This window comes from Streptomyces sp. S07_1.15, from assembly GCF_020739505.1.
In the GTDB taxonomy this organism is placed as follows: Bacteria; Actinomycetota; Actinomycetes; order Streptomycetales; family Streptomycetaceae; genus Streptomyces; species Streptomyces xinghaiensis.
Genome location: NZ_JAJBZK010000001.1, coordinates 3,937,957 through 3,951,243, shown reverse-complemented (window position 1 = coordinate 3,951,243; position 13,287 = coordinate 3,937,957). Strand labels below are relative to the sequence as shown.

Annotated in this window: 14 protein-coding genes; 6 read left to right on the top strand and 8 right to left on the bottom strand. The window is 73.0% G+C overall.

The annotated features are described in order from the left end of the window. Positions 1 to 223 precede the first annotated feature (223 nt). Positions 224 to 1,114 (top strand): HAD family hydrolase, encoded by an 891-nt coding sequence (locus LIX60_RS17045; protein WP_227959182.1) that lies wholly within the window; start codon positions 224 to 226, stop codon positions 1,112 to 1,114. A gap of 105 nt (positions 1,115 to 1,219) precedes the next feature. Here the strand turns inward: LIX60_RS17045 and LIX60_RS17040 are convergent, their stop codons facing one another. From LIX60_RS17040 to LIX60_RS17025, 4 genes are all read right to left on the bottom strand, one after another. Beyond that, positions 1,220 to 1,753 carry a TetR/AcrR family transcriptional regulator gene (locus tag LIX60_RS17040; protein ID WP_227962802.1) on the bottom strand — a complete coding sequence of 178 codons (534 nt, stop codon included), beginning with the start codon at positions 1,751 to 1,753 and terminating at the stop codon, positions 1,220 to 1,222. Between the two features lie 22 nt (positions 1,754 to 1,775). Beyond that, positions 1,776 to 2,612: an alpha/beta fold hydrolase gene (locus LIX60_RS17035; RefSeq protein ID WP_227959181.1), complete on the bottom strand. Its 837-nt coding sequence runs from the start codon at positions 2,610 to 2,612 to the stop codon at positions 1,776 to 1,778. Positions 2,613 to 2,774: 162 nt separating this feature from the next. Beyond that, a complete protein-coding gene (locus LIX60_RS17030) occupies positions 2,775 to 2,996 on the bottom strand; it encodes a DUF397 domain-containing protein (RefSeq protein WP_227959178.1) in 222 nt (73 codons plus the stop codon). Between the two features lie 4 nt (positions 2,997 to 3,000). After that, positions 3,001 to 3,528 carry a GNAT family N-acetyltransferase gene (locus tag LIX60_RS17025; protein WP_227959176.1) on the bottom strand — a complete coding sequence of 176 codons (528 nt, stop codon included), beginning with the start codon at positions 3,526 to 3,528 and terminating at the stop codon, positions 3,001 to 3,003. Positions 3,529 to 3,657: 129 nt separating this feature from the next. On the opposite strand from LIX60_RS17025, the gene LIX60_RS17020 reads away from it, so the two are divergent. Continuing rightward, on the top strand, positions 3,658 to 4,407 hold the full coding sequence (locus LIX60_RS17020) for a tyrosine-protein phosphatase (protein WP_227959174.1): 750 nt from the start codon (positions 3,658 to 3,660) through the stop codon (positions 4,405 to 4,407). Here the strand turns inward: LIX60_RS17020 and LIX60_RS17015 are convergent. After that, positions 4,388 to 4,609 carry a DUF397 domain-containing protein gene (locus LIX60_RS17015; protein WP_227959172.1) on the bottom strand — a complete coding sequence of 74 codons (222 nt, stop codon included), beginning with the start codon at positions 4,607 to 4,609 and terminating at the stop codon, positions 4,388 to 4,390. The genes LIX60_RS17020 and LIX60_RS17015 overlap by 20 nt on opposite strands. Next, on the bottom strand, positions 4,588 to 5,436 hold the full coding sequence (locus LIX60_RS17010; RefSeq protein WP_227959170.1) for a helix-turn-helix transcriptional regulator: 849 nt from the start codon (positions 5,434 to 5,436) through the stop codon (positions 4,588 to 4,590). Before LIX60_RS17010 ends, LIX60_RS17015 begins: the two co-directional genes overlap by 22 nt. A gap of 475 nt (positions 5,437 to 5,911) precedes the next feature. On the opposite strand from LIX60_RS17010, the gene LIX60_RS17005 reads away from it, so the two are divergent. The 4 genes from LIX60_RS17005 to LIX60_RS16990 all read left to right on the top strand — a co-directional run bounded on the left by LIX60_RS17005 (position 5,912) and on the right by LIX60_RS16990 (position 9,259). After that, positions 5,912 to 6,424 carry a toxin-antitoxin system HicB family antitoxin gene (locus tag LIX60_RS17005; RefSeq protein ID WP_227959168.1) on the top strand — a complete coding sequence of 171 codons (513 nt, stop codon included), beginning with the start codon at positions 5,912 to 5,914 and terminating at the stop codon, positions 6,422 to 6,424. Between the two features lie 97 nt (positions 6,425 to 6,521). Beyond that, a complete protein-coding gene (locus LIX60_RS17000) occupies positions 6,522 to 7,367 on the top strand; it encodes a DUF4097 family beta strand repeat-containing protein (protein WP_227959166.1) in 846 nt (281 codons plus the stop codon). Positions 7,368 to 7,448: 81 nt separating this feature from the next. Continuing rightward, positions 7,449 to 8,471, top strand: a complete 1,023-nt coding sequence (locus tag LIX60_RS16995; protein WP_227959164.1) for an ATP-binding cassette domain-containing protein — start codon at positions 7,449 to 7,451, stop codon at positions 8,469 to 8,471. Further along, a complete protein-coding gene (locus tag LIX60_RS16990) occupies positions 8,468 to 9,259 on the top strand; it encodes an ABC transporter permease (protein WP_227959162.1) in 792 nt (263 codons plus the stop codon). Before LIX60_RS16995 ends, LIX60_RS16990 begins: the two co-directional genes overlap by 4 nt. A gap of 824 nt (positions 9,260 to 10,083) precedes the next feature. Here LIX60_RS16990 and LIX60_RS16985 read toward each other — a convergent pair. Together LIX60_RS16985 and LIX60_RS16980 are read right to left on the bottom strand one after the other, a co-directional pair. Further along, positions 10,084 to 11,490, bottom strand: coding sequence for a cytochrome P450 (locus tag LIX60_RS16985; protein WP_227959161.1), 1,407 nt, complete (start codon positions 11,488 to 11,490; stop codon positions 10,084 to 10,086). A gap of 237 nt (positions 11,491 to 11,727) precedes the next feature. Then, positions 11,728 to 13,086 (bottom strand): tetratricopeptide repeat protein, encoded by a 1,359-nt coding sequence (locus LIX60_RS16980; protein ID WP_227959160.1) that lies wholly within the window; start codon positions 13,084 to 13,086, stop codon positions 11,728 to 11,730. Positions 13,087 to 13,287: the final 201 nt, after the last annotated feature.

The following is a 13,287-nucleotide window of genomic DNA, read 5'->3' as shown; positions in this document are numbered from 1 at the left end:
TTCCCCGCCGGTGCGACCGGTGTGACGGGTGTGACGGGTGTGACCCCTGCGCCGGGCATGACCCGTGTGGCCGGTGCGACGGGCGCCGCCCGCCGTACCGATATGCCCCGTTCCGCCCGCCTTGCCGATGATTCCTGCGCGACCGCAGTAGCGTTCCCTGCCGTGGACCCCTCGCTCTTCCGCACCTGCCGCCTCCCCGGCACCTCCCGCGCGCGGACCCGCCGTGGCTGAGGCGCGGTCCGGCACCGGCCGTCCGGACCCGGCCGCGCTCGGCGCGCTCCTCGCCTCCGTGAAATGCGTGCTGTTCGACTTCGACGGCCCGGTCTGCGATCTCTTCGCCCGGCACCCCGCCCCGGCCGTGGCGGACACGATGCGGGCCCGGCTGCGGCGACTGCGCCCGGCCGCCCGGCCGGCACCCGTGACCGCGACCGCTGCGGGCGCGCCCGGCAGTCCGGGCAGTCCGGGCAGTTCCGGCACGGCTCACGGCACCCGCGGGTCGGGCCTGGCCGGCCTGCCCGGTGTGCCGGACGTGCCCGCCACCCGCGACCCGCACGCCCTGCTCCACGCCCTGGCCCTCGGCGCCGGTGCCCCCGGCGGCCCGGGCGGCCCGCCCGGCCCCGCCGCGCGCTCCGGCATCGTCGCCGAGCTGGAGCGGCTGCTCGCCGCCGAGGAGATCCGCGCGGCCGCCTCGGCGGAGCCGACGCCGTACGCCGACGAACTCGTCCAGCGGCTGCACGCCACCGGCCACGCTCTCGCCGTCACCACCAACAACACGGCCGGGGCCGCCGAGGCGTACCTGGAGCGGCGGGGGCTGGCCGAGCTGTTCCGGCCGCACATCCACGGCCGCGTCACCGAACCGTGGCTCCTCAAGCCCGATCCCGACTGCCTGCACCGGGCCCTGCGGTCCACCGGGCACGACGCCGCGATGGCGGTGATGATCGGCGACAGCACCGCCGATCTGCTCGCCGCCCGAGCGGCGGGCGTCCGCTTCCTCGGCTACGCCCGCGACGAGACCCGGTGGCGCCGGCTGCGGGACGCGGGCGCCGGGTCCGTCGTCACCTCGCTCGGGGACGTGCTCGCGGCGCTCCCGGAGCGGCGGCAGCCGGCCGGCTGACCGCGGGCCGGACGGAGCGAAGGCGTACGCCGGCCCCGTGGAGCGGCTTCATTCCGGCACGGTGGCGCGAGGTGGCGGCCGACGGCGGCCGACGGCGGCGGATGCTCACACGGCGCGCAGGCCCCGGTCGGCGAAGGTGATCAGCCACTCGAAGCTCTCGTCGATGTCGGCGCTCCACTGGAAGCCGTTGGCCGCCTGCAGGGTGGCGAAGCCGTGGAAGAGGCTGCGGAGCAGGCGCAGGGCGTGGTCCACGTCCGGCTCCCGGATCTCGTAGCCGTGCAGGACCGCGGTGAACGCGCCGTGCAGCCGCCGGCCCGCGGCGGCCACCGGATCATCCGGGCCGGACGGCTCCACGCCGATCGTCGCGGCGTACCGGCCGGGGTGCTCCAGGACGAAGGCGCGGAAGGCGCGCGCGGCGGCTGCCAGGGCGTCGCGGCCCGCATACCCCTGGACCGCGCCGCCGACGGCATCGGCGGCCTCGCTCAGCGCCAGGGCCGCGATGCGCCGGACGAGGTCTTCCTGGCCGCCCACGTGCTTGTACAGGGAGGGGGTGCGCACACCCACCCGCTCGGCGAGCAGCCCCATCGTCAGCTTGGCGAACCCCACCTCGTCGGCGAGGGCGGCGCCGGCCGCGACCACGGCGGCGGGGTCGAGGCCGGCCCTAGGCACGGGCGGCGTCCGGCCGGAGGAAGGCGAGTACGAGCGAGACCACCCGGTCGGGGAACTGGTCGTGCGGATAGTGCCCCGCCCCCTCGATCATCTCCAGGCGGCCGAGGCCGGACGGCAGGGCGTCGACGACCGCCGAACCCTCGGCGCGCGGGTCGGCCCAGTCGGGGTCGAGCGTGCCCATCACGACCAGGACCGGGCAGCGGACACGGCCGAGCTGCGCGCCGGCGTCGGCCGGGGCGCTGCGGCCCATGCTCTGCAGGGCCTTCATCCGGCCCGGCTCGCGCAGCAGGGAGTCGATGCGGCCGAGCCGCTCGGCCCAGTGGGCCGGCTTCACACCGGGGTAGGCCACGTCGAGGTACGAGCGCCAGAGCGGCACGCTGCCGAACACGCCCGCGCCGAGCAGCCGCAGCATGCCGCGCCGGTAGCGCCTCACCCGGAGATCGCCGAGGCGGATCGACTGCTTGCGGGTGAACGGTGCCAACTCGACGACCGCGGTGATCAGTGAGGGCTCCAGCGCCGCGGCGATGGTGGCGGCCCCGCCGGAGAACGAATGGCCGACGAGCACGGCCGGGCCGCCCAGGTGGCGGATCACGGCGAGCAGGTCGCCGGCGACGGCGGTGCGGCTCCAGTCCGGCCAGTCGGTGCCGGACTCACCGCAGCCGCGCAGATCGACCGCGGCGACCCGATGACCCGCCGCCACCAGTTTCGGGATCACGGCGCGGTAAGCGGCACGGCTGTCACCCATGCCGTGCGCGAGGACGATCAGCGGGCCGGTCCCCGCCACCTCGTATGCGATCGTGCCGCCGTCGACGGCGAGGTACTCGGTCATGACACCTCCGATTCAGCTAACTCAATTAGCTAAAAACTAATCCTATTAGCCAACCTTGTCAACGACGGAGCCCCGGGCACGGACCGGACACACGACCGGATCGCCGCCCGCTCGACGGCATCGGGACGCCGGTCCGCACCCGCGCGCAGAGCCGCCGCGAGTTCACCCGCGCCGACCGACGAGCCCGCCCTCCCGCACGGCACCCACGAACGCCGACCAGACACCAGCCGGGAACACCAGCGCCGGCCCATGCGGAACCTTGCTGTCGCGGACGGGCACCAGGCCGGGCACGGCGTCGGCGACCTCGACGCACGCCCCTTCGTTCTCACCGCTGTGGCTGCTCTTGCGCCAGGTCACGGCGGTCGGCTCCGGTACACCGTTCACTGCCTCACTCCTCCGCCATCGGAACCACGTACACCCGCACCCGCCGCCCGCAGGACGGACTGACCGTCTCCCGCTCCAGTGACATCCCCAGCTTGTGGACAATCCGCTCCGAGGCACGGTTGCCGGTCTGGACGACGCTGACGATCCGGGGCAGCCCCGGGTGCGCGCGGCCGAAGCGCAGTGCGGCGCGTGCCGCCTCGGTGGCCAGACCGCGTCCCCAGAAGGAGCGCCCCAGCCGCCAACCGATCTCCACGGCGGGCAGCACCTCGGGCAGGAAGCGCGGCACGGACAGGCCCGTGAATCCCGCCAGTTCCCCCGTCTCCCGCAGTTCGACGGCGAAGAGCCCGTACCCCTCCGCGTCCCACTCCCGCTCCCAGCCCGCGATGGCCTCGGCGGTCTGCCGCCCCGTACGGACGGAGCCGTCACGGATCCAGCGCATCACCTCCGGATCGGAGTTGACGGCTGCCATCGGCGCGAGGTCCTCCGCGCGCCACCGCCGCAGCACCAGCCGCTCCGTCTCGATCCGCGTCATCCGCTGCCTCTTCCCCTCCGCGGCCGGTCCACGGCACGGCCCGTCCCGGCGGAACCCTGCCCGTTGTCCACGCGTCCTCAACAGTCCGACCAGCCAACGCGTTCGACCGGCCCGAAGGAGCCACACCTGATGGACCGCCACCTGAACTGGGACGGCTGCTTCAACGCCCGCGATCTCGGCGGCATACCGGCCGCCGGAGGGCACGTCGTCCGGCGCGGGGCTGTGGTCCGGTCGGACGCGGTCGACAAGCTCACCGCCGACGGGTGGGCCGCCCTGCACGCGTACGGCCTCCGTACCGTCATCGATCTGCGGAACGACGACGAGGTGGGGGTCGATGCCGCGCCGCGCCCGGCAGACCTCACGACCGTCCGCCTCCCGCTGGACGGCATCGAGGACACCGGATTCTGGAACGTCTGGGGCAAGGGTCCGGACGGCACCCCGCTCTACTACCGGCCGTTCCTCGACCACTTCCCGGACCGCGCCGCCCGTGCCGTGCGGGCCGTCGCGCACGCCCGGCCCGGTGGCGTCCTCGTGCACTGCGCGGCCGGCCGGGACCGCACCGGACTGGTCACCCTGCTCCTGCTCACCCTGGCGGGGGCCGATCCGGCGGACATCGCCGCCGATTACCTGCTGAGCAACGACCGCCTCGACGCCCGCTTCTTCACCACGCTCGGCATACCCGACCACCGCCAGGAGATCGCCGCCTACCTGGCAAGCAAGGGCACCACGGCCGAACAGGCCCTGCTGGCGGCCCTGGACGGCTTCGACACCGCCGCCCATCTCCGCTCGGGCGGCCTGACCCCGGACGATGTGGCAGCTCTGCGCACCCGCCTGCTGGAGCCCGGCGAACAGCCGGACGTCAGCCGCGCGGACCGTTGAACCCGCCCTCCCGCACGGCGCCCACGAACGCCGACCAGGCCCCGGCCGGAAACACCAGCGCGGGCCCGTGCGGAACCTTGCTGTCGCGGACGGGCACCAGGCCGGGCACGGCGTCGGCGACCTCGACGCACGCCCCTTCGTTCTCACCGCTGTAGCTGCTCTTGCGCCATACGGCGCCGGTCAGTTCTGCTGCGTGGTCCATGGGGTCAGTTCCTCCATGACTGCCGCGATCAGGTCGGCCGACGCGTCCGGGGGCAACGCCTGGGCCCTGAGCAGATCATAGGCTTGGGCGGCCGCCTCGACGACCTCCGGTTCGGCCCTCAACTGCCCTTCGTAGAAGCCCTCAAGGTAGACGACCTCGGGTCCCTGTTCGAAGGAGAAGTGCCAGAACGCGCCAGTGAGAGCGGGGTGCACAGCCGCATCCGAGGGCAGAACCTGCACCACGATCCGCGGCTTCTCCATGGCGTCGAGCAGCCGGGCGAGCTGGGTACGCATCACGGCCGGGCCGCCGACCCTCCGCCGGACCGCCGACTCCTCCAGGACTGCCCAGAACCGGGGCGGCTCCTCTCGTTCGAACAGACGCTGCCGGTGCATCCGGGCCATCAGCGCCTTCTCCAGCCGGAGGTGGTCGGGGCGGCGCCCGGCGAGCACCGCCCGCGCGTAGTCCGGGGTCTGGAGCAGGCCGGGCACGAGTTGGGGCTCGAACGCCCGGATCGCCGTGGCCTGCTGTTCCAGTTCGACGAACGGCCGGAACCAGGGCCGGTACGCGTTCCGCACGATGACCGGCCACAGCCGCGCGAACAGCCCGTCCGTGCCGAGCGCCTCGTCGCACCGCTCGGCGAAGTCCTCCTGCGGCGCGCGGGCGGCGGACTCGATCTTGCAGATCAGCGAGGGTGCGCAGTGCAGGGCCCGGGCCAGCTCCGTCTGCGTCATCCCCGCCGCCTTCCGGCGCAGCCGCAGCTCCGCGCCGAAGAAGGCGAGCGTCGAGGCGCGCGGGTCGGTACCGGGGGGTGGTGCGATCTCGTCCATGAACTCCTCCTCGCGGCCGGGCGGTTACGGCTCCCGGACGGAGCGTAGGGACGCCCCGGCGACCGGCACCCCGCGCACGGTGCCGGTTCACCCGAACCGGCGGATTCCGGGCTGTTGCGGTCCCCGGCCGCGCAAACCCGAACTCGCGCCGCGTAAACCCGCGCCCGCCGCCCGTACGAGGGAACCGGCGGCCACCGCGCTGACCGCCTTCCCGGCCTGGCGGCGAGGCAGAGACGACACAGACGAGAAACACTGACACCACATGGCGCCGCATGTTGGCGCAGCTTTGACACCACCAGGTGCCACTCGACGCCATCACTGGACGCCCGAAAGTGCTCGCACTCGCAGGACGCCCACCTCACACAAGCCACCTCCACCGCGTTTCCGCAGTTCAGGACACTCGCCCCGCAATCCGCCCCCCACGGGGCGCCACCCGGGCTTGCATATGGCGCCACAGTGGTGCCATAGTGGCGTTATGGACCTCACTCCGTATGTCGACACCCTCCGCCGCGAACTCGCGGTGGCCGCCGAGGCCGGCGGTGGCGAAGCCCGCGAGCTGGCCGAGAGGCTCACCGCCCCCCTGGAGTCGGCGGCCCGGCTGACCATGCTCAACGTGCTCTCCGCCGCGATGGACGAGATCACCCGCGAACTCGCCCCCGGCTCGGTCGACGTACGGCTGCGCGGGCTCGACCCCGACTTCGTGGTGACACCGCCGCCGAGCGACGTCGGTGCCCCCGTGGAGCCCGCCGGGCCCGCCGAACCGCTCAGGGCCCCGGCCGACGGCGACGAGGGCGGCACCGCCCGCGTCAACCTGCGCCTGCCGGCCCACCTCAAGGCCCGCGCCGAGGAGGCCGCGAGCCGCGAGGGCCTGTCGGTCAACGCGTGGCTGGTGCGCGCCGTGTCGGCGGCGGTCGACGGCGGCACCCGGCCGCGCACGACGGAGAAGAGCCAGACCATCGGGCAGAGCTTCACAGGCTGGGTGCGCTAACAGCGCCCGGCACCCGGCGCCCGGCACGCACACCACATCAACCACACCACGTCCCACCAGCGGGGACGCCGTGAAGACCCAAGAGGACGGGACAGCCATGCCTTCTTTCGACACCCCCGAACCGATCACGGCCACGGCGCACGTGGAGGCCGGGTCCATCCAGTTCACCGCGGGCGACCGCCCCGACACCGTCGTCGAGGTGCGGCCCCGCGACCCGAAGCGGGACCAGGACGTCCGGGCGGCCGAGCAGACCGAGGTCACGTACGCGAGCGGCGACCTGACCGTCAGGACGCCCAAGCAGCGCTATCTCGTCGGGCGCACCGGCACCGTCGATGTGACGGTCGAGCTGCCGGCGGGCTCGCGCGTCGGCGTGACGGGCGCCTGGACCCAGGTGCTCGGCGAGGGCCGGCTGGGCGAGGTGCGGGTGAAGACCTCCTCCGGTGACGTCCGTCTCGACACGACCGGTCCGCTGCGGTTGACCGCCTCCCACGGCTCGATCACCGTCGACCGGGTCGAGGGCGCGGCCGAGATCACCACCAGCTCGGGCAGCCTGCGCGTCGGGCTCGTCGACGGTCCCGCCGTTCTGAAGAACTCGCACGGCACCACGACCGTCGGCGTCGCGACCGGCGACCTGCGGGTGAGCGGCGCCAACGGCGACATCGACATCACGCGCGCCGGAGGATCGGTCGTCGCCAAGACCGCCCACGGCACCCTGCGCGTCGGCGAAGTGGCCCGCGGCACCGTCCATCTGGAGACCTCCTACGGCGCCATCGAGGTCGGCGTCCGCGAGGGCACCGCCGCCTGGCTCGACGTCAACTCCGGTCACGGGCAGGTGCGCAACACCCTCGCCGTCTCCGAGACCCCGGAGAAGGGCGAGGACACCGTCGAGGTCCGCGCCCGTACCCGCTACGGCAACATCGACGTGCGCCGCGCCCGGGCCTGAACGCCGGCCCCCTCCGCCCGTCCCGCCCCGCCCGCGCCCACTTCCGCCTTCGCAAGGGAGAGCCCCATGGGTATACCTGTCATGTCCACATCCAATTTCCGGTCGCCCGCCGCCGTCTCCGCCACCGGTCTGCGCAAGTCGTACGGCGGCAGGACCGTGCTCGACGGCATCGATCTGCGCATCCCGGCCGGGTCCGTGTTCGCGCTGCTCGGGCCCAACGGCGCGGGCAAGACCACCGCCGTCAACATCCTCTCCACCCTCATCACCGCCGACGCCGGCGAGCTGCACGTCGGCGGCCACGACCTGGCCACCGACCCGCAGGCGGTGCGGTCCGCGATCGGTGTCACCGGCCAGTTCTCGGCCGTCGACGGCCTGATCACCGGCGAGGAGAACATGCTCCTCATGGCGGACCTGCACCACCTCTCCCGCCGCGAGGGCCGCCGCACCACCACCGAACTGCTGGAACGCTTCGGCCTCACGGATGCCGCGAAGAAGCCCGCCGCCACCTACTCGGGCGGCATGAAGCGCCGCCTCGACATCGCCATGACCCTGGTCGGCAACCCGCGGATCATCTTCCTCGACGAGCCGACCACCGGCCTCGACCCCCGCTCCCGGCACACCATGTGGCAGATCATCCGCACACTCGTCTCCGACGGCGTCACCGTCCTCCTCACCACCCAGTACCTGGAGGAGGCCGACCAGCTCGCCGACCGCATCGCCGTGCTCCACGACGGCGCGATCGCCGCCGAGGGCACCGCCGAGGAGCTCAAGCGGCTGATCCCCGGCGGGCACATCCGGCTCCGCTTCTCCGATCCGTCCGCCCACCGGAGCGCCGCCCGGGCGCTGAGCGCGGCGGGCCTCCCGGAGGCTCCCGGCCCGGCCGGGACCACCCGGGGCGTCACCGCCGACGAGTCCCTCACCCTCCGGATCCCCAGCGACGGCACCCCGCGCGAGCTGCGCTCCCTCCTCGACTGGCTGGACTCCGCCGGCATCGAGGCGGATGAACTGACCGTGCACACCCCCGACCTCGACGACGTGTTCTTCGCCCTGACCGGCGGCACCGGCAGCACCGACCACCAGCCCTCCGAGGAGGCCGTCCGATGAGCTCCCTGTCCCTCGCCGTGCGCGACTCGTCCACGATGCTGCGCCGCAATCTCCTGCACGCGCGGCGCTACCCGTCCCTCACCCTGAACCTGCTGCTCACCCCCGTCGTGCTGCTCCTGCTCTTCGTCTACGTCTTCGGGGACGTGATGAGTGCGGGCATCGGCGGCGGAGGCGCGGACCGCTCCGAGTACATCGCCTACCTCGTGCCGGGCCTTCTGCTCATGACCATCGGATCCACCACGATCGGCACCGCGGTGTCCGTGTCCAACGACATGAGCGAGGGCATCATCGCCCGCTTCCGCACGATGGCGATCCACCGCGGCTCCGTGATCACCGGGCACGTCGTCGGCAGCGTTCTGCAGTCGCTCATCAGCGTGGTCCTCGTGGGCGCCGTCGCCGTGGCCATCGGCTTCCGCTCCACGGACGCCACGGCCCTGGAGTGGATCGCGGCGCTCGGGCTGCTCACGCTGTTCGCCCTGGCACTCACCTGGATCGCCGTCGGGATGGGCCTGATCAGCCCGAACGCGGAGGCGGCGAGCAACAACGCGCTGCCGCTGATCTTCCTGCCGCTCATCTCCAGCGCCTTCGTCCCGGTCGAGGCGATGCCGGGCTGGTTCCAGCCGGTCGCCGAGTACCAGCCGTTCACACCGGCCATCGAGACGCTGCGCGGGCTGCTGCTCGGCAGCGGGATCGGCCACAACGGGTGGCTGGCGGTCGCCTGGTGCCTGGGGCTCGCCGTGCTCGGCCACTTCTGGTCGAAGGCGGTCTTCCACCGCGATCCGAAGTAGCGGGGACGGCGCCCCCGGGCCGCCGCCACTCCTCCCGCCCCGGGCGGCGTACTCCGGCACCACGCCGGCGCACGCCGCCCGTCCGCGTTCTCAGGGGAGTGCGTCCTGGGGGGCCTGGGGGCGGGGCGGTCCCTGCTCCTCTTCCTCCGGCCGTTCCTCCCGAGGGCGCCACGGCAGCCAGGTGAAGGGGTCGTCAGTGGCGAGCGGGGCGTGAAGGGCGTCCCGATGCCGGGCGTACGGGCGACGCGCCGGCAGTACGCCGCCCGGTCGGCATTCGGTTCGCGAACAGCAAAGGCGCGTCACAGACGACACGACGCCGGTGGAAACACTCATTTCCTCCTCCTGACACAGGAACGGATGGCACGGTATTTCCGAATCGGGCCGGACCAAGCGATCCGCACAGGCCACGGAGTGCGCTTTTCTCCACTCCCCCCGCATGTGGTATTTCCTGCACAGCATCGGCCGGCGGGTCTGCTCCGGAAGGGGCGAACAAAAGACTAAGTCAACCCCAAGTACGACACAAGGCTCGCCGAGGCGTCCTGAATGCCCGCTAACGGTCACGCGCTGCCGCCTGCGAACAGGTTTCCCCCTCCAATGCCGTCGCGGAAAAGTGCAGGACAGTGCCGCCCAAACGAAAACGACGACTTTGCCGCCGCCGGCGAACGCAATTTCAGGCGTGCCCGTATGCCCTTGCCCGGGGACCGATCCGTGCCCGCTTCGCCTGCCCGCCGGGTGAATCGGCGGGTGGCGATATAGGCCCGCTCGGGGCCCCCGGCGGTCCGCGGGCGCCGGGATCCCGTGCCCGCACCGGGAGAGACACGGCCTCACCGGGAGCTGGGCAGCGGGTCCGCCGGGGAGTGCTCGGCCGGGGCCAGCCGGCAGTCGACGCTCCGCGCCGCACGGATGGTGACGCCCGTCTCCAGCGGCACCTCCTCGGCCACCCCGGTGAAGCGGTAGCGCTGCAGGAGCACCGCCACGGTGAGCTTCATCTGGAGCATCGCGAAGTGATTGCCGATGCAGGAGCGCGGTCCGCCGCCGAGCGGGAACCACGCGTAGCGCGACCGGCCGCTCTCCCGTTCGGGCCGGAAGCGCTCGGGGTCGAAGCGCTCCGGCTGCGGCCAGTAGGAGGGATGGCGGTGCGTCACCCAGGGCGACACATAGACATAGGCGCCAGCCGGTATGGCACGCCCCTCCACGACGGTGGCCCGCACCGCCCTGCGGATGAGGACCGGTGCGGCCGGGTAGAGGCGCATGGCCTCCTTCAGCACGCGCTCCAGGCCGGGCAGTGCGTCCAGGTCGGCGGGGGCGGGCCGGCGCCCGCCCAGCACGGACAGCACCTCGGCGCGCGTGGCGTCCTGGACCTCCCCGTGCCGCGCCAGCAGATACAGGGCGAACGTCAGCGACGTCGCCGTCGTGTCCGAACCGGCCAGGAGGAAGACCAGTACCTGGTCGCGCAGTTCGCGGTCGTTGAGCGGGGTGTCCTCGTCGCTGCGCGCGTTGATGAGCAGGGTCAGCAGATCGTCCGCCCCCTGCTCCCCGACGGTGCCGCCGCTCCTGCGGCGCTGCTCGATGAGCCGGTCGCACAGTGCGTGCAGCTCCGCCTGCGCCGCCCGCGCCCGGCGGTTGGCCGGGGTGGGGACGGACCGGGGGAGTTTCACCGGCATCAGGCCCCGCCGCAGGGTGTACGTGCTGAGCGCGGGCATGCAGCGCCGCACGACCTCGGCTGCTTCCTCCGCGTCCGCGCCGAACAGGATGCGGGTGATCATCCGTACGGTCAGCCGGCTCATGTCCTCGTTGAGGTCGGCCCCCGTGCCCCCGTCCGCCTCCCACTGGCCGCACAGGGCGTCGACCTCGTCACATATGGCGTCGGCGTAGTCCGCCACCTTCTTCTTGGTGAAGAGCGGGGAGAGCAGGCGGCGCTGCCGCAGGTGGTCGTCGTCCAGGCTGCTCAGCAGGCCGTTGCCGAAGGTCTCCCGCATCTCCAGGGAGAAGGCGTCGTCCTTGCGGAAGTTGGCGGACTGCGAGGCGAGCACCTGCTGGGCCCCGTCGGCGGAGAAGACGAAGTAGATCTTCGTGCGCAGACCGGGGAGCCCGGCCACGATCCGCACCAGGTCGCCGTGTTCCTTCCGGGCTCGTTCGTAGGTTTCCAGTGGATCACGCCGCAGGTCCAGCATGGAGCCCAGGAGCGGCAGTCCGCTTGCGGTGGGCACCTCGATCGGATTCGTCTGCATGGCCCGCACCCCTCTCGGTAGCTCGGCGGGGCGGCCTTCCCCGCGGAGCTCGGGGCGCCGGCCTGCCGTTCTCGCCGTCCATTCCACGTCGGGCCGGCCGGGTGCGGTAGGGCTGCCGGGCGGGCGCCTGCCGTGCGCGACTCACGCTTGTGCGCTTGTGTGCTCCACGGCGGGCAGGCCGGGGCCACCGGTGTGCGGGCTCGGGTCCGGCACCGGAGGGGAAGGCCCGGGGACGGTCTACAGCGCGAGGCTCGCCGGAGGGTTCTGGTAGGCGGAGTAGCCGTCCACGCGGCTGATGGCCGACCGCACCGACGGCCTCCGCACATGGGGCAGCAGCCTGGTCCGCAGGCCGCGGAGCCGGCCGGCGGTGCGGGGGCAGCGGATGCGGCCGTAGTTGTCGAGCAGGCGGTCCGTGACCCCGCAGGCGCTGTCCACCCGGCCGTCCAGCAGGAGGACCTCGCCGAGCTGGGCGAGTGTCAGTGCGCGGGCGCGGTGGGCGCGGCCGGGCCGGTGCCGCAGCGAGGCGGCGAGCGCGTTGGCCGCTTTGTCGTAGTCGCCGAGGCTCTGGTAGACGTGACCGCGCTGGTAGTGCAGCGCCGCCACGGGATAGCCGCTGAAGGGAGCGGCGGGCTGTTCGTCCCGCCCGCCGTGCAGCTCCATGGCGTCGGAGAGAGCCGTGAGCGACTGGCGCCGCATGCCCGCCGTCGCGTGCACCACGGCGAGATGGCTCTTCAGAAACGCCTTGATGGGGGCCGGCGCGTCCTCGGGCACGGCCGACCAGGCGGCGACCCCGAGATCCCCGCCCCGGTGGCCCAGTTGGCACAGCTGCGCGCTCATGGCCCGGAGGGTGACGGCGTACAGGGTGCGGTCCCCGGCCTCGATCGCCAGCTGTGCGGCGACGTTGAAGTACTGCTGGGCCGCGCCGCTCTGACCGCAGTCGACGCACATCCGGGCCAGCAGATGCGTCAGCCGGGAGAGCCTGCCGAGCAGCTGTGCGTGGGTCCGCGGGTCGGTCCGGGCGGCGAGGAACGCGGCACCGTCGGTGGCGAGGTAGGCGGCCAGCGCGGTGCGCGCGTGCGCGCCGCCATAGGTGTCGATGGACTCCGCGTAGTAGGTGATGCTGTGGGTCAGGGCGGCCAGGTCGCCCGGGCCGAGCCGCCAGTCGCCCGGTGTCGGCCGCGGCTCGGCGTCGGTCCAGGCCGGAGGGGTGTTGGCCAGCCGGAAGGGGAGCGCGCGGAAGGCTCCCCGGGTGGCGGCCCCGGTGTCGGCCGCGGTCAGCGTCGCCAGTGCCGCCCGGCCGCTGCCGCCGGTGGTGCGCAGCACGTCTCCGGGTTCGTCGGGGACGAGCGCCAGGCCCGTCTCCTGGATGCTGACGTGCCGTCCGATACGCCGGGTGAGCGTCTCGGCCACCAGCGCGGGAACCGGGGCCGGAGGCCGTGAGCCGGCCAGCCAGCCGGCCACGGACTTGCGGTTGTACTGCAGAGTTCTGTGATTCTCCGCGGCGGCGAGGTTGATGGACCGGGCGAGCGCTTCGCCGGACAGCCCGGCTTCCGCTAAGAGCCGTTTCAGCTTGTGATTCGGATGACTGCGCGCCATGGCGGCTCCTTGGGGTCCGAGTGGGGGAGGCCGGAAGGGAAACCACGGTGACGGCTCCGGACCGGCGGTTCCGTCGCGGCGGCGGGGGCCCGGCAAGCCTGCACCACGACCTGAAACCCTTTATGCGGCTTACCACGCCCCGGGACACAAAACCGATTGTTTTCGGCCGCACCACGATCCGGGGCCAATCCCCGGCCGGAT